This is a genomic window from Pseudoscardovia radai, assembly GCF_002259605.1.
In the GTDB taxonomy this organism is placed as follows: domain Bacteria; phylum Actinomycetota; class Actinomycetes; order Actinomycetales; family Bifidobacteriaceae; genus Pseudoscardovia; species Pseudoscardovia radai.
This window is the reverse complement of sequence record NZ_MWWR01000003.1, coordinates 1-16,751: the sequence shown is the minus strand read 5'-3', so window position 1 is coordinate 16,751 and position 16,751 is coordinate 1. Positions and strand designations below refer to the sequence as shown.

Genomic DNA, 16,751 nt, shown 5'->3' with positions numbered 1-16,751 from the left:
CTAGCCACGCGCCGGGAGCAGGGTTCCGCCGCCAGACGCACGATTCCGCCGCCGGGAGCGCAGCATGCAAAAAGGCGGGGCCCGAAGGCCCCGCCCTGCGGATTCAACCGGTTATTCCAGTCCGGTCAGCCGGACCGCCGGCCGGTCCGACTAGTCCTCGAACGGATCGAAGTCGCGGCGCACGCGGCGACGCGGACGCTCCGTGCGCTCCTGGCGCTCGGCGCGGTACTCGTCGTACTGGTCATCCACGGCGTAGCGCGGATTGCGGTCGTTGCGACGTCCGCCGCCGCGACGCTCGCCGCCACGGCGCTCGCCACGGTCACCACGATCACCACGGCCGCCACGGCGGTCGTCGCGGTCATAGCCGCGGCCGCCGCGGTCGGAACGACGGTCATCGCGGTCATAGCCACGATCGTCGCGATCGTACTCGTCGTCGTAGCCGCCGCGGCCACGGCCACCGCGGCCGCCGCCACGGCGATCGTCGCGATCGTCGTAGGCATCGTCGTCGGCGTCATCGTAGCGACGGCGCGAACGCGGACGGCGCTCCTCGCGCTCGTCATCGCGATCGTCGTAGCCGCCGCGGCCACGGCCGCCACCACGGCCACCGCGATCGAAACGGCCACCGCGGCCGCCGCGGTCACCACCGCGATCGCCACGGCCGGACTCCTGGTCCTCGAAGCCGGGGATCGCCAGCGAGATCTTGCCGCGGTCATCCACGGACTGCACGACCACCTCGACCTCGTCGCCTTCCTTGAGCACGTCCTCCACCGCGTCGATGCGCTCGCCGTCGGCGAGGTTGCGAATCTGGGAGATGTGCAGCAGGCCGTCGGTGCCCGGCGTGAGGTTCACGAACGCGCCGAAGCTCGTGGTCTTGACGACCTTGCCATGGTAGTGCTCGCCCGCCTGCGGGATATGCGGGTTGGCGATCGCGTCGATCGTCGCCTGCGCCTTCTGCGCGGCCTCGCCGCCCTCGGAGGCGATGTACACGGTGCCGTCGTCCTCGATCGTGATCTCGGCGCCGGTGTCCTCCTGGATCTGGTTGATCATCTTGCCCTTCGGGCCGATGACCTCGCCGATCTTGTCGACCGGAATCGTCATCGTGATGATGCGCGGGGCGTACGGGCTCATCTCGTCGGGCTGGTCGATGCACTCGTTGATGACGTCGAGGATCGTCTGGCGGGCCTCGTGCGCCTGCTGCAGCGCGCCGGCGAGGATGTCGGCCGGGATGCCGTCGAGCTTGGTGTCGAGCTGGAGGGCCGTGATGAACTCGGACGTGCCGGCCACCTTGAAGTCCATGTCGCCGAAGGCATCCTCGGCGCCCAGGATATCGGTGAGGGTCTTGTAGACCATCTGGCCGTCGACCTCGCCGGACACGAGGCCCATGGCGATGCCGGCCACCGGGGCCTTGAGCGGCACGCCGGCGTTGAGCAGCGACAGCGTGGACGCGCACACGGAGCCCATGGAGGTGGAGCCGTTGGAGCCGATGGCCTCGGACACTTGGCGGATGGCGTACGGGAACTCCTCGCGGCTCGGCAGCACCGGCACGAGGGCCTTCTCGGCGAGCGCGCCGTGGCCGATCTCGCGGCGCTTCGGGGAGCCGACGCGGCCGGTCTCGCCGGTCGAATACGGCGGCATCTCGTAGTTATGCATGTAGCGCTTCGTGGTCGGGCCGCTCAGCGCGTCGATCTGCTGCTCCATCTTGAGCGTGTTGAGCGTGGTGACGCCCAGGATCTGGGTCTCGCCGCGCTGGAACAGGGCGGAGCCGTGGGCGCGCGGCACGATGTCGACCTCGGCCGACAGGGTGCGGATCTCGCGCAGGCCGCGGCCGTCGATGCGGTAGTCCTGCGTCAGGATGCGGCGGCGCACGATCTGGCGCTGCAGCTCCTTGAACGCGTTGCCCAGCTCCTTCTCCTTCTCGGCGTCGTCCATGTCGGTGAACTCGCCGGCGAGCTGCTGGCGCACGCCCTCCTTGATCTGGGCGATGCGCTCCTGGCGCGGCAGCTTCTCCGCGATGGAGAGGGCCTCGTCGAGGTCGGCGTGGGCGATCTCGTCGATGCGCTTGTACAGGTCGTCCGTGTACTCCGGGAAGAGCTGGAACTCCTTGGTCTCCTTGGCGGCGATGCGCTTGAGCTCGTTCTGGGCCTCGCAGATGACCTTGATGAACGGCTTCGCGGCCTCGATGCCGCCGGCGACGACTTCCTCGTCCGGCTTGGTCTGGCCCTCGTCGTAGATGAGGTTCCAGGCGTTCTTGCCGGCGCCGGCCTCGATCATGGCGATGGCGACGTCGCCGTTCTCGACCACGCGGCCGGCCACGACGATCTCGAACACGGCGCGCTCGCGCTCGCTCCAGCGCGGGAACGCGACCCACTGGCCGTCGACGAGCGCGAGGCGCACGCCGGAGACCGGGCCTTCGAACGGCAGGCCGGAGATCATGGTGGACGCGGACGCGGCGTTCAGGGCCACCACGTCATAGGCGTCGTCGGGGTTGATGGACAGGACGGTCTCGACCACCTGCACCTCGTTGCGCAGCGTGTGCGGGAACAGCGGGCGCAGCGGGCGGTCGATGATGCGGCAGGCCAGGATGGCCTCCGACGACGGACGGCCTTCGCGGCGGAAGAACGAGCCCGGGATCTTGCCCGCGGCGTACATCTTCTCCTCGACGTCCACGGTCAGCGGGAAGAAGTCGTAATTCTCCTTCGGGCTCGATCCGGCGGTGGTGGTGGACAGCACCATCGTGTCATTGTCAAGATAGGCGACGACGGCGCCGTCGGCCTGCTGGGCCAGACGGCCCGTCTCGAAACGCAGCACGCGCTTGCCACGCGCACCGTTGTCGATCACTGCTTCTACTGCCTTGATTTCGGGACCCTCCACGGGTTCCTCCTTCTGTTGTGTGTGTACTGCTTCCTACTTCGTATCCTCGGCATATCGTGCGCGACCTTCGCGCATGGGCTTTCAATCATTCCTCACGGCGCCGCAAACGTCCGCGACGCCATTCCTCACGTATCATCCTCCGATATGCAAAAGCGCCCGAGCCATGACGACTCGGGCGGAAGACTCTTCTAGTGGCGCAGACCGAGGCGCTCGATCAGAGAGCGGTAACGGTTGATGTCCACCTTCTCCAGATAGCCAAGCAGACGACGGCGCTGGCCGACCATGAGCAGAAGGCCGCGGCGCGAATGGTGATCGTGCTTGTGGGACTTCAGGTGCTCGGTCAGGTCGTTGATACGCTTGGTGAGCAGCGCAACCTGGACCTCCGGAGAACCGGTGTCGCCCTCGTGGGTTGCATATTCGTTGATGATTGCCTGCTTTTCGTCAGTGCTGAGAGCCACAAGTCCTCCTTAAGAAACCTTGGCTGCGCGGTGCCGCGGCCCCATGCCGTGGCGCTCTGTATCCGCGGGCGGAATACGCCAAAGAGAGAGTATACAGCATGACGGGACTTTTGCGAAATCGGGGCGGCGAGGGGCGTCCACGATTTTCCCGACGATTTTCCCATCCTCCGACCGCGGAATGGGTCCCATGGCGAAGAATCCTCGCCACGAGACGCGGCGGCCCGCCGTCGGGGCGGCGCCTTTCGGAAAAACGATTCTCATGGCGAACTTTCCTCGCCATAAAGTCCCAAAACGCACCGCCTGGCGCGTCGCAGCGGGAAAATCGTGGTTCATGGCGAAGAATCCTCACCATGAACCGCCCCGCTTCCACTCCAACCTCGTTCACCGCACACAAACACTCACACTGAACGCCTCCGACCCCGAAAACCGCCGCCCAGACCGGGCTCGACCGCCCTCAGTGCGCACAAACGCTCACACCGAACGCCTCCGACCCCGAAAACCGCCGCCCAGACCGGGCTCGACCGCCCTCAGTGTGAGGGAACGCTCACACTCAACGCCCCTCCACCACCACACCGCTCGCCGCCGCGCCCCGTGGCGACGGAAGCTTTCGGATACCCCATTGCGATTGCGCTTGATACCAGTCATGATGGCTCCCTTCACGGTGACGCGCGTCGGCGCATGTCGACATATGTCGGCGCATCGGCCGTCGTATGGTCTTCGCATCGGCACCGCAACGGAAGGCGCTCGTTACGGATCGCTTCCCGACGATGCCATCCCCGGCGACTTCGACGGGGAATGCGGCTAAGTTACCTTTTTCCCAGGAAATCGTCAGGAACTTCGACAAAGCGGCACGGTGCTTGCACAATCCGCGTGCTTTTCCAAGGCGCCTGGCTTCCTGGCGAAAAATCCTCACCATCAGGACCTAAAACGCGCCGCCCGACGCACCACAGCGGGAAAATCGTGGCTCATGGCGAAACATCCTCACCATGAAGCCCCTTCCCCCTGTGCCCCGGCCGGATTTCGGCGCACAGGACACAGAACGCACGGGGATCGGAAAAGAAACGGCCCCGTCATCTGATGATGACGGGGCCTTATGACGGGCCGGGAGGCCGACGGATCGGGCGCCGCGCGGAACGGATTACGTCGCGCACAGCGCACGCCGCGTGCACGCGCACACCGGACACGCGCATGTCACGCGCACCGCAATGCCGCGTGCATCACGCACACCCGGGGCGTCACTTCGCGGCGGAGTTCTCCTTAAGCAGGTCGCGAATCTCGGCGAGCATCTCGAGCTGAAGCTCCTCCGGGGTCTTCTCGGCCTCCTCGGCGTCCTCGTCCTTGGCATCCGCGGCGCCGTCGCGCTTAAGCACCTTCTTGAGCGCGTCGGAACCGGCCTTGCGGAACTGGTTCATCGGCACCACGATGCAGAAGTACACGGCCACGGCGATGAGCAGGAAGTTGATGACGGCGTTGAGGATCGCGCCGAAGCTGATGGTCGCGCCGTTGAACGTGATGCACAGCATGCTCGACATATCCGGGTGGCCGAAGATCATGGCGATAAGCGGATTGATGAGATTCGCCACGATGGAGTTGACGATGGCGGTGACCGCGGAACCCATGACGACACCGACCGCCATGTCCACGACGTTGCCGCGCGAGATGAATTCCCTGAAACCCTTGAGCATAAGACTCCTCAACTTACAAACCTTGAATCGACGCATTGACGGTGCCGGGCATCGCGCCACGGCATCGCGCGGAGGATGGCGGGGCGCGACGCGCCCGGGGACTCCGCCCTCACGGCCCAGCGTACACTGAGCGGCTCCCGTGCGCCTATCCTCGCGCGGCGCGGTAAAGGTAGCGGAGGTGGTGGAGACAACGGAGGTAGCGGAAGTCGCGGAGACAGCCACGATGCCACGATGGCGAAAACGATGGCACCATGCTTCGGGAGGCCAAACGCCACATGAAAAAGCCGGATGCACAGAATGCATCCGGCTTGGTTCCGCGCTTCGCGAGCGCTGCGCATCGCGAGCGCCGCGTGTCACAAATCGTGCGCCGCCCGAATCAGGCGACGAATCAGGCGCCGATCTCAGACGCCGAGGAGGTCAAGCATCTGGGGAACGGATTTCTTTCCGAACTCCACGGTCTGCGCCGCGCCGTTCGTATCCGCGCCGTCCGTATCCGCGCCGGCGCCAGCATCAGCACCCGCGCCCGCACCATCGTGTTTCGTCACCACAATGCACGGCACGCTCATGACGTTGTACTTCTCCTTGAGTTCGGGGAAATGCGCGATGTCATAGGCCTCGGCGCGCACGCGCGGGTTGGCCGCGGCGATGCGCTGCGAGGCGAGCACGGTTTCGGGGCACATGGTGCAGGTCAAAGACACAAGCAGCATGATGTCGACGGGCTCGTCGATGGCGGCGATGCGGTCGGTTGTGTCCGCGTCCAGCGCCTGGCCGGGCCCGGCCACGTTGTACAGGGCGAGCACGAAGGAGTTGAACTCATGCCCGCTCGGCACTCCGTGGAAGGCCACACCCGTGGGCTGCGGCGTGCCGTCGTCCGCAACGGTGCACAGGCGCACGGCGGGGCGTTCGCCGGGCAGCGCGGCGTCGGATGGTGCGGCGCCCGGCTGCGTGCCGTCGGTATCCACGATGGCGCTGAGCTTGCCGCCGCTCAGGCCGACCATCTCGTCGACGAAGGCCTTGAGCTCCTGCGACAGCGGCCTGTCATCGAGCTCGAGGCGCAGCACGAGCGGACGGGCCATGCGCGAGAAGACGACGGCGAGCTGCTGGCGGATCGAATCGTCGAAGAAACGCCCGCCGGCGCGCCCGGCACTCGAAGCACCCGCAGCACCCGCGCCATCACGCGCCGGAGCCGGCGCGGGCGACGTGCCCGCCGCGCTCGCGGCCTGCGCGTCGCGCTTCTCCTTCTGCTCATACGCCGAGGTGGTGGGACGCGGCGGTACAAGGCCCGTTTTCTCGCTGATCTGCTTGGCGTAGCGTTCGAGCTCCACGGCGGCGATCGCGCCGTCGGCCGTGGCCGTCACCACCTGGCGCAGGTTCTTGACGCGCAGATCGCCCGCCGCATACACGCCGGGCACCGACGTCTCGAGATATCCGTGCGTCACCACGTAGCCGTGGTCGTCAAGCTCCACCACGCCTTTGACCAGGTCGGTCTGCGGCACATAGCCGGCGAAGACGAACACGCCGAAGGTGCCGCCGTCGGCCGGCGTCCATTCGGAGGTCTGCCCCGTCGCCGTATCGCGCAGCGTGGCCTGGGTCAGTCCGCCCGAACCGGCCGCCACACCCACGAGCTGCGTATGGTACCTGACCTCGATCTTGGGATGGTTCTTCGCCTCCGCCGCCACGGCCGCGTCGCACGTGAAATCGTCCCCACGCACGAGAATCGTGACCTTGCTGGCGTATTTCGTGAGGAAAACCGATTCCTCCGCCGCCGCGAAGCCGCCTCCGACCACAAGCACCTCGCGGCCGGTGAAGAACTCGCCGTCGCAGGTGGCGCAGTACGCCACGCCGCGGCCGGCGTACTCCGCCTCACCCTCGAACCCGATGGTGCGCGGCGAGGCGCCGGTCGCCAGCAGGATGCCGAAGCAACGGATGTCGCCGCGGTTCGTATGCACGGTTTTCACATCGCCGTCCACGTCGATGCCGGTGGCCTCGGCCACCTTGAACTCCGCGCCGAAGTTCTGCGCCTGCCTGCGCATGGTGGCGGTGAGCTTGCGGCCGTCGGTGATCTCGACGCCCGGGTAGTTGACGACGTCGGAGGTGATGGTGATCTGCCCACCGAAATCGGCTTTCTCCAGCACGAGCACGCGGTAACGCGCACGGGCCAGATACAGGCCGGCGGTCAGGCCGGCGGGTCCGCCGCCGATGACCACGACGTCGTAGAGGTTCTGGCTTTCGCCCTTGTCCGTTTCGCTCATGGCAACCGTCACAGCTGGCCGACGAGGTCGAGGGACGGGGCGATGGTGGCCTCGCCGGGCTCCCACTTGGCCGGGCACACCTGGTCGCCGTGCTCGTAGACAAACTGCGAGGCCTGCACGCGGCGCAGAAGCTCCTCGGCGTTGCGGCCCACGTTGGAGGAGATGACTTCGTAGGCCACCACCTTGCCCTCGGGGTTGATGATGAAGTCGCCGCGCTCGGCCTGGCCCAGCTCCTCGTTGTAGGTGTCGAGGTCGCGGGCGAGAAGCGCCGTCGGATCGGCGAGCATCGGGAACTGGATCTTCGCGATCTTCTCGTTCGCGTCATGCCAGGCCTTGTGCACGAAATGCGTGTCGTGGGACACGGAGTAGATCTCGCAGCCGACCTTCTGGAACTCGGCGTAGTGGTCGGCGAGATCCTCGAGCTCGGTCGGGCACACGAAGGTGAAATCCGCCGGGTAGAAGAAGAACAGGGACCAGTGGCCGAGCACGTCGGCCTTCGTCACCTCGTGGAAATCGTTGTTCTGGAACGCCTGAACGGTGAAGTCGGTGAGTTCGTGCTGAAGCAGTGTCATGGTGCACCTCGTCATCTTGTCTGGTTGCGGGGCGGGCGCCTGCGCCGATGCCCCGAGCGCTCCCCTCTTCCCGGGATCGCTACGCACCATCGTAGGCTAGGAAACCCGGGAAACAGGCCATTTCGCATGTGGCAATCCTCACGTTGACACGCCCCACAGGCGCGGGATAAGGTCGAGGTCCCGGCCGTGCGTGCCGCGGCGAAGGGACGGGTGAAGAGACGGGAAAATGGCGGCAGAAGCGGCGGGAAAACCACCGAGAACCCAGCCTAAATCGCCTAAAGTGGGTGTCGCCGCACCCGCCTAAGCCCATTCAGACGCCAAACCAGGGCAAAACCGACCCCAAACCGCCTAAAGCGGGTACCACCACACCCGCCCAACGCCATCGAACGGGACGGGCCGCACCGCGCGGCATGACACCCGCGGGGACCGCCTCGACACGCCCGAAAACAAGAGACGGTCCCGGACGGGACCAGACACACAATGCGTCCTATAACCCTTTTCCCACCCCTGGCACGGCAGGAAAATCATATGAAAAACGGCACGCCCCGAACACGGGACGTGCCGCAACAGCACAGCGCCAGAGCACACAGCACCGAGCGAGCCTAGGCGAACATCGGCAGGATCCAGGCGACCGCCGCCACATAGGCGATTGTCTCGATGACAAGGAAGGTGAGCAGCGCGGCCCAGTCCTTCGTCAGCACGTTAAGCGGAGATCTTTTGTCTACCAGAACGAGCACCAGCACATACAGCAGCGCGAAAACGGCGAGCCCCACGCCCGCCGCGAGTACGCCGACGTTCGCGCCGTTCGCCACGCCCGCCTCCGTGCCGTACACCACATACGTCGAGTACCAGAAACGCGCGCGCAGCAGGCACATGCCGCCTATGAACTGCTCCCCCGCCAGCATGACGAGGAACAGCGCCGTCCAGCGAAGCGCCATATTCTCCATGAACGCCATGAGCAGGAACACGAAGCAGAACACCGTGACGCCCCAGGAGACCAGCGCGATGCCGCGCGGCTCGATGCCCGCGAGCACCTGCGTGATCTGCGCCGTGCGGTGGAAGGCGAGCCAGCGGCCGATGCCATAGGGCACCATGATGGCGGCAAGCAGGCACACGAGGAACAGAAGCCACGATTTCGGCCGCGTGTGCCGGCGCTTGATGTCGGCGTAGGACATGCGCGATTCGAGCTCGGCGTCGCTCATGACGTTTTCCGCGCGGAGGGTGGCGGATTCGCCGGCCGAGCGCGCGGCGGCGTGAAGCGGGGCCGGTTCGGAGGTCCCCGATGCCTCGGAAGATGCGGAGACCTCGGAGGATGCGGTCGTTGCGGTCGCCTGTGCGCGTGCGGCGGAACCTTCCGTGCGACTGGCGGAACCTTCCGCGCTACCGGCGGAACAATCCGTGGAACCGGCGGTGACGGGCGTTGTTGTTGTCTCGGCCATTTCTCGTCTTTCCCCTGGCCGGCGCCGCGGCGTCGGCATACGGCATCGGTGTGGCATCGTGCGTTCTGCATGCGGCGCAAACGGCGCCGTCTCACCATGAAGCCTACCAGCGTTCGCCTCTCGGCGCTGTCGGCGCGGGGCCCAGCCACGGCGGCCCCTGGCATTCCGGAGTTCAAAGCCGCCGACGCGGCACCAGGGCATCGCGACCCCTCCGGCGCGTGGACAATGGCCGGGATGTATGTATAATGGTGCTTCGTTGCCGCGGCTTCGCGGCGCACGCGGGCGTAGCTCAATGGTAGAGCCTCAGTCTTCCAAACTGATTACGCGGGTTCGATTCCCGTCGCCCGCTCTCTTTTAATCTCACGTTTCTTGCGTCGATTCCTTTTCACGACGCTTTTTCTCCCAATTTCTCCCTGATATTCTCTCCTCAAAACAGTGAAACGGCCCCGATGCCTGTGCATCGGGGCCGCGGAATGATTGCCGCACGGAATGGCACCGCGCGGCGATCGTTATGCCAAGGCAATCGTCACCTCATGGCAATCGTCACCTCGTGGCGTCGTCACTTGGTAGTGTCGACGCCGTAGAAGGCGATGCCTTCGTCGTTCCAGCCGACCTTCACGAGGGAATCCTTCTCGTTGCTGTCGGCGGTGAACACGTGCTCGCCCGTATTCGGGTTGTACACGCGGTAGATCGGCGACTCGGTCTTCTCGGCGGAGGCATACCAGGCCACGCCCTCGTCGGCCCAGCCGAGCGTCACGAGGGCGTCCTTCTCGGCGGAATCCTCGGTGTAGAAGTGCTCGCCCGTATTCGGGTTGTACACGCGGTACACGGCGGTGGCGGAGTAGGTGTCGGCGCTCCACACAGCACCCTCGTCGGCCCAGCCGAGCGCGACGAGCGCGTCCTTCTCGGCCGCGTTCGTGGTGTACACGTGCTCGCCCGTATTCGGGTTGTACACGCGGTACACGGACACGGTGCCGACGGAGACGGTGAGCTTCAGGTTCCTGACGGCGTTCGGCTCCACGCCGTTCGTCGCCACGATGACCACGTCATACGTGCCGGCGGCAACCGTGGTGCCGGCGATGGCGCCGGACTCGGCGTCATAGGCCAGGCCAGCGGGCAGGCCGTAGACGGCGAGGGTGGCGTCCGGATCGCCGGTGACCTTGATCGGCGCGGAGTACGCCACGTTCGACGTGGCGTCCGGCAGCGAGTCGGTGGCGATGACAGGGGCGGTGCCGCCGGTGACGGTCAGCGGCAGCGTGGCCGCGGCGTTGCCGTACTTGTTGGAGACGAGCACGACGACGTTATAGGTGCCGACCGCAAGCGGCGTGCCGGACACGGCGCCGGTCTCGGCGTCATACGCGAGGCCCGCGGGCAGGCCGTAGACGGCCACGGTCGGGGCCGGGGCGCCCATCACGGCGATCTGCGCGGTGTACTCGGTGCCCTTGGTGGCGTCGGCCAGGGCCGTGGTCGTCACATACGGAGCACCGAACACGGTGAGCTTGAGCGCGGCGGTGGCGTCCTCGCCGAAGCCGTTCGTGGCCTTCACGGTCACGTCGAACACACCGGACTTCGCCGGGGTGCCGGAAATCGCACCAGTGGCCGCGTCGAAGGCCAGGCCGTCGGGCAGGCCGTCCACGGTCACGGTCGGGGCCGGGAAGCCGGCGGTTTCGATCGTCGCCGTGTACTCGGTGCCGACGGTTGCGTCGGCGAGCCCGGTTGTGGAAATCGTGGCGGGAACGCCGACGGTGAGCTTGAGCGTGGCGGTCGCGTCCTCGCCGATGCCGTTCGTCGCCTTCACGGTGACGTCGAACACGCCGGACTTGGTCGGCGTGCCGGTGATGGCGCCGGACTCGGCGTCATACGCGAGGCCGTCGGGCAGACCGTCCACGGTCACGGTCGGGGCCGGGAAGCCGGTAGCCGTGACGGCGGTGCTGTAGGCCGTGTTGATCGTGGCGGAATCGGTGGCGGCCACGGTCAGGGCCGGGGCTTCGTTCACGGTGAGCTTGAGCGTGGCGGTCGCGTCCTCGCCGATGCCGTTCGAGGCCTTCACGGTCACATCGAACACGCCGGACTTGGTCGGGGTGCCGGTGATGGTGCCGGACTCGGCGTCATACGCCAGGCCGTCGGGCAGACCGTCCACGGTCACGGTCGGGGCCGGGAAGCCGGTGGTCGTGACGGCGGTCGAGAACGTCGTATTGACCAGCGTCGTGGCGTCCTTCGCCACGGAGACGGTCGGGGCCTCGTTGACCACGAGCTTCAGCGTGGCGGTCGTGTCCTCACCGATGCCGTTCGTCGCCTTCACGGCCACATCGAACGAACCGGATTCGGTCGGCGTGCCGGAAATCGTGTTGGTCTTGTTATCGAAGGCCAGGCCCGCAGGCAGGCCGGTCACGGTCACGGTCGGAGCCGGGGCGCCGGTGGCCGTGATGGTGGCCGTGTATGGCGTGTTGATGGTGGCCGCGTCCAGTGCGGTGGTCGAGATGGCGGCGGTTTCGTTCACGGTCAGCGTGAGCGTGGCGGTCGCCGTCTCGCCGATGCCGTTCGTGGCTTCGACGGTGACGGTGGAGGTGCCGGCGGTTGTCGGCGTACCGGAAATCGTATTGGTCTTGTTATCGAAGGCCAGGCCCGCAGGCAGGCCGGTCACGGTCACGGTCGGAGCCGGCGTGCCGGTGGCGGCGATCTGCGCCGTGTACTCGGTGCCGACGACCGCGGAATCAAGCGCCGTCGTCGAAATCGCCGCAGCCTGGTTCACGGTCAGCGTCAGGTCCTTGGACACGGTGCCCGCGGCATTCGTGGCGGTGACGGTCACGGTGGAGGTGCCGCCGGCGGTCGGCGTGCCGGAAATCGTATTGGCGGACGCGTCGAACGCAAGGCCGTCAGGCAGGCCCGCGACGGAGAGGGTCGGCGTCGGCGTGCCGGTCGCCTCGAGCGTGGCGGTATACGATGCACCCACCGTGGCCGCGGCGAGGGCGGTCGTGGTGATCTCGGGGGCGACGTCCGCGACGACCGAATACGTGCCGTCGTCGTTCTTGGTGTAGGTCTTGCCGCTAACGATGAAGGCGGCGTTCGGGGCGACGGCGAAGGTGCCGTCGGAGATGGAGACATCGGCGTGCTTTCCTCCGGCGACGGTGGAGAAGGCGTACTCATTATTCGCGGCGCTGTCGGTGAGCTCCTGGAAGGTGCCGCCGGAGATCGTGGCCTTCGGCGTGCTCTCGTCGGTGGTGCACGCCTTGTAGCAGTAGAAGCTCACGATGCCTTTGAAGATACCGTTGGTGACGGTCAGCGTACCGGCCTTGCTCACGGTGCTGTAATCGGACGCCCATGTGATGACCTGGTCGTTGAAGGTGCCGCCGTTAACGGTGGCGCCGGACCAGTTCTGGATGTCCTGTGTGGTTGCGGCGCCCTTCTCGTTGACGCGCGTGAAGGTGCCGCCGTTGACGACGAGTGTGCCCTTCTCCGTGCCGTCGGTGCCGATCAGCTTATCCGCGCCGTTCTCGTCGTTCTTGATGGTGATGTCGTTCGACGCATACGTCACGTTGTCGGAATCAAGCGTCAGCGTGCCGAGGTTGCGGATGGCGGACGACGCGCCGTTCTCCTGCGAGATCGTCGATTCCGCGTCCGCGGAATTCGTGATGGTCAGCGCGCCGCCGTTGTCGATCACATACCCGTTCGGATCGGTCGGAGTGGCGCTTGCCTTGGTGATCGAATGGCCGTTGAGGTCGATCGTCACTGTCTTGCCCTTGGCCACCGTGATGCAGAAGGTGCCGTCATCCGCGCACGTGAGATCCTCGGTGAGCTGAACTGTCCCGGCCTGGGTGAGGCCGGAGATGGCGGAGTTGAGATCCGCCACGGTCGCGACCTGCACGGGGGTCGCGGTATCGGTGCCATCGGCGTATGCCGGCAGCGCCATGACGCCTGCGGAGCACGACACGACGGCGGCGACGAAGGCACCGACCGTGCGGCTAACCACACGCTTCCTTGTTGTTTCCATGTTTCCTCCCTGGTTGTGTCGGGTCGTCGGCCAGGCTCCGGTGTCGCGAACAGCGTTGTCGCGATGCAGCGGTGCACGGATGCGACCCCACCGCGCCGTATGCCACGGGTGTGGCTGATACGCGATGCGGCGACGGACCAGCGTCCGCCACCTCTTCACATCATACAAGGATTGCTCTTCCTATGGAGAGTCGCGCCACTGACGATAGGGTCAGACCACAGCGTGAAGCAGACAACTTGGCTGAAACAACAGACAAAAGCCCCACCGCCGTGAGGCGATGGGGCTTTCGTTAACCCGAGAGGGGTCCGGAACCGTGAATCGCGGCCCGGGCCCTACTCAGGCGGAGAGGAGGATCCAGGAAGCGGTTCCCGAGTTTTACTCGGTCACCTTGGTGTCATCGGTATCGGTCGCATCGGTATCGGTGGTGTCCGTATCGGTGTTCTCGGTATCGGTGTCGGTGGCGTCCGTGTCGGTGGTATCCGTCGCGGACTCGGCGGGCAGGGCGTAGAACGCGGTGCCCTCGTCAACCCAGCCGTCGGACACGAGGGAGTTGACCTCGTTCTCGTCGAGGGTGAAGTGGTGCGCGCCCGTCGTGTCGTTCGGGTTGTACAGACGATGCACGGCCACGCCGAAGGACTCGTCGGCCGCATAGCCGGCCACGCCCTCCTGGAGCCAGCCGACCTTGGCGAGCTTGTCGTACTCGTTCTGGTCGGTCGTGTAATGGTGCACGCCGCCGTTCGGGTTGTACAGGCGCCAGATCGGCTTGTCCGACTTCTCGAGGTAGCGCCAGCTCGAGCCCTCCTGCTGCCAGCCGACCTTGGCGAGCTGGTCGTACTCGTTGTGGTCGGTGGTGAACAGGTGCTCGCCGGTCACCGGGTTGTACACGCGGTACACGGTCTGCGCCGGGATCGCGGCGACGGTGAGCGTCAGCTCGGCCGTCGCGTCCGCGGCCACGCCGTTGCCGGCCTTGACCGTGAGCTTGAACTCACCGGTCTGGGTCGGGGTGCCCTGGATCTTGCCGTCCGCGTAGGTCAGGCCGGCGGGCAGGTCGCCCTCCACCGTGACCGACGGGGCCGGGGAGCCGGTCGCCGTGATGTCGGCCGAGTACGCGGTGTACTGGGTCGCGGCGGGCAGCTCGGTCGTCGTCACGGCCGCGGCCTGGTTCACCGTGAGCGTCAGCGTCTTCGACGCCGCGTCGCCGATGCCGTTCGATGCCTTGACCGTCACCGTGTACGTGCCGGCGGCCTTCGGGGTGCCGGTGATCTGGCCGTCAGCGTAGGACAGGCCCTCGGGCAGGCCCTCGACCGTGACCGTCTCGGCGGCCGGGAAGCCGGCCGTCTCGATCTTCTGGCTGTACTCCTGGCCCACGATGCCGTCGGCCAGCGCGTCGGTCGCGATCGACGCCGGGTCGTTCACCGTCAGCTTGAGGTCCTTGGTCGCGGGAGCGCCGATGCCGTTCTCGGCCTTCACGCTCACCGTGAACTCGCCGGACTCGGTCGGGGCGCCCTGGATCTTGCCGTCCTTGTACTCAAGGCCGGCGGGCAGGCCGGACACGGTCACCGTCGGCGCCGGGGTGCCCGCCACCGTGATGTCGGCCGCGTACTCGGAACCAACCGTCGTGGCCGGCAGCTCGCTCGTCTCGACCGAGGCCGGGACGCCGTTCACCTTCAGCTCGAAGTCCTTCACGACCTTCTCGCCGATGCCGTTGGACGCGGTCACCGTCACCGTCGCGGTGCCGGCGGCCTTCGGGGTGCCCGTGATCGCATTCGACACAGCGTCGAACGCGAGGCCCTCGGGCAGGCCGGACACCTCGACCGTCGCGGCCGGGAAGCCGCTGGTCAGGATGGACTGCGTGTACGCCTGGCCCACCGTCGCGTCGGCCAGGGACCCGGTCTCGATGGACGCCGGGGCGTTCACCGTCAGCTTCAGGTCCTTGGACACGGAACCGGCCTTGTTGGAGGCCTTCACCGTCACCATGAACGCGCCGGACTCGGCCGGGGTGCCCGCGATCTTGCCGTCCTTGTACTCAAGGCCGGCGGGCAGGCCGGAGACCGTCACGTCCGCGGCCGGGGTGCCCGTCACCGTCACGTTCGCCGAGTACTCGACGCCCGTCTGCGCCGCGGCCAGGGACTCCGTCGGGATGGCCGGCGTCTCGTCCACCGTCAGCGTCAGCGTCTTCGACGCCGCGTCGCCGATGCCGTTGGAAGCCTTGACCGTCACCTTGTACGTGCCGGCCGTCTTCGGGGTGCCCGCGATCTTGCCGTCCTTGTAGGACAGGCCGTCGGGCAGGCCCTCGACCGTGACCGTCGCGGCCGGGAAGCCGGCCGTCTCGATCGGCTGCGCGTACTCCTGGCCCGCGATGCCGTCGGCCAGCGCGTCGGTCGCGATCGACGCCGGGGCGTTCACCGTCAGCTTCAGCTCACGGGTCACAGGGTCGGCCGTGCCGTTCGTCGCGCTCACGACCACCGTGAACTCGCCCGACTCCGTCGGGGTGCCCGCGATCCTGCCGTCCTTGTACCCAAGGCCGGCGGGCAGGCCGGACACATCGACCTTCGGAGCCGGGGTGCCCGTCACCGTCACGTCCGCAGAGTACTCCACGCCCGTCTGCGCCGCGGCCAGGGACTCCGTCGAGATGACCGGCGTCTCGTTCACCGTCAGCTTGAAGGTCTTCACGGCCTTCTCGCCCACGCCGTTCGACGCGGTCACCGTCACCTGGCTGGTGCCGGCCGCCTTCGGAACGCCCGTGATCCTGCCGTCCTTGTAGGACAGGCCCTCAGGCAGGCCGTCGACCGTGACCGTCGCGGCCGGGAAGCCCGCCGTCTCGATCGCCTGGTCGTACGCCTGGCCCGCAAGGCCGTCCTTCAGGGACTCGGTCACGATCGACGCGGCCGTCGTCACCCTGAGCGTGTACTCCTTCGACGCCTTCAGCTGGCCGCCGGCCGTCGTGGCCGTCACGGTCACCTTGTACTCGCCCGTCCGGGTCGGGAAGCCGGAGATCGTCTTCGTCGGGGCGTAATACGTCACGCCGTCCGGAAGGCCATCCACCGTCACGTCGAGATCAGGCGCGCCCTCCACATCCAGGTCGATCGAATACTTCGAACCGGCCACGGCATCCTGCAGGGACGCCGTATTGATCGTCGGCTGGGTCGCCACATACAGCGTGAACGTCTTCGACGCCGGCTTGCCGCCCACCTGGTTGTCGGCCTCCACCGTCACCTGGTACGAGCCGACCTTATCGGCCGCCACCGTGCCGGAGATCTCGCCGTCCTGGAAGGACAGGCCCTCGGGCAGACCCGTGACAGTGACCGTCGCGGCCGGATAGCCCGTCGTCTCGATCTTCTGCTCGTACGCCTGGCCCGCCACGACCGGCGCCAGCGACTGCGTCGAGACCGCAGCCGGCTCGGACACCTTGATCGCGTACTGCTGGTCAGTGGAGCCCAGCTCGTTCGTCGCCGTCACCGTGAACTTGAGCTCGCCGCCCTT

Annotated in this window: 9 protein-coding genes and 1 tRNA gene; 2 read left to right on the top strand and 8 right to left on the bottom strand. The window is 66.8% G+C overall.

Annotated features, from left to right (window positions below; genetic code table 11):
* Nucleotides 1-150: 150 nt before the first annotated feature.
* Nucleotides 151-2,871, bottom strand: coding sequence for a polyribonucleotide nucleotidyltransferase (locus PSRA_RS01180; RefSeq protein ID WP_094660044.1), 2,721 nt, complete (start codon nt 2,869-2,871; stop codon nt 151-153).
* Between the two features lie 188 nt (nt 2,872-3,059).
* The gene (gene rpsO / locus PSRA_RS01175) at nt 3,060-3,329 is read right to left on the bottom strand and encodes a 30S ribosomal protein S15 (protein WP_094660043.1); all 270 of its coding nucleotides are present in this window, start codon (nt 3,327-3,329) and stop codon (nt 3,060-3,062) included.
* Nucleotides 3,330-3,972: 643 nt separating this feature from the next.
* On the opposite strand from rpsO, the gene PSRA_RS09295 reads away from it, so the two are divergent.
* Nucleotides 3,973-4,134, top strand: a complete 162-nt coding sequence (locus PSRA_RS09295; protein ID WP_158216280.1) for a hypothetical protein — start codon at nt 3,973-3,975, stop codon at nt 4,132-4,134.
* Nucleotides 4,135-4,564: 430 nt separating this feature from the next.
* Here the strand turns inward: PSRA_RS09295 and mscL are convergent, their stop codons facing one another.
* From mscL to PSRA_RS01155, 4 genes are all read right to left on the bottom strand, one after another.
* Nucleotides 4,565-5,014 carry a large conductance mechanosensitive channel protein MscL gene (mscL, locus tag PSRA_RS01170; RefSeq protein ID WP_094660042.1) on the bottom strand — a complete coding sequence of 150 codons (450 nt, stop codon included), beginning with the start codon at nt 5,012-5,014 and terminating at the stop codon, nt 4,565-4,567.
* A gap of 401 nt (nt 5,015-5,415) precedes the next feature.
* A complete protein-coding gene (locus PSRA_RS01165) occupies nt 5,416-7,266 on the bottom strand; it encodes an FAD-dependent oxidoreductase (RefSeq protein WP_094660041.1) in 1,851 nt (616 codons plus the stop codon).
* 8 nt (nt 7,267-7,274) lie between these two features.
* Nucleotides 7,275-7,838, bottom strand: coding sequence for an alkyl hydroperoxide reductase subunit C (ahpC, locus tag PSRA_RS01160; protein WP_094660040.1), 564 nt, complete (start codon nt 7,836-7,838; stop codon nt 7,275-7,277).
* A gap of 602 nt (nt 7,839-8,440) precedes the next feature.
* Complete coding sequence (locus PSRA_RS01155; protein ID WP_245834820.1) at nt 8,441-9,277, bottom strand: teichoic acid transporter; 837 nt, start codon at nt 9,275-9,277, stop codon at nt 8,441-8,443.
* 278 nt (nt 9,278-9,555) lie between these two features.
* On the opposite strand from PSRA_RS01155, the gene PSRA_RS01150 reads away from it, so the two are divergent.
* Nucleotides 9,556-9,626: transfer RNA gene (locus tag PSRA_RS01150), tRNA-Gly, on the top strand.
* Between the two features lie 210 nt (nt 9,627-9,836).
* On the opposite strand, the gene PSRA_RS01145 is transcribed toward PSRA_RS01150, so the two are convergent.
* Both PSRA_RS01145 and PSRA_RS01140 read right to left on the bottom strand, forming a co-directional pair.
* The gene (locus tag PSRA_RS01145; protein ID WP_094660039.1) at nt 9,837-13,268 is read right to left on the bottom strand and encodes a putative Ig domain-containing protein; all 3,432 of its coding nucleotides are present in this window, start codon (nt 13,266-13,268) and stop codon (nt 9,837-9,839) included.
* Nucleotides 13,269-13,643: 375 nt separating this feature from the next.
* On the bottom strand, nt 13,644-16,751 hold a 3,108-nt coding region (locus PSRA_RS01140; protein ID WP_143516287.1), incomplete at its 5' end, for a putative Ig domain-containing protein.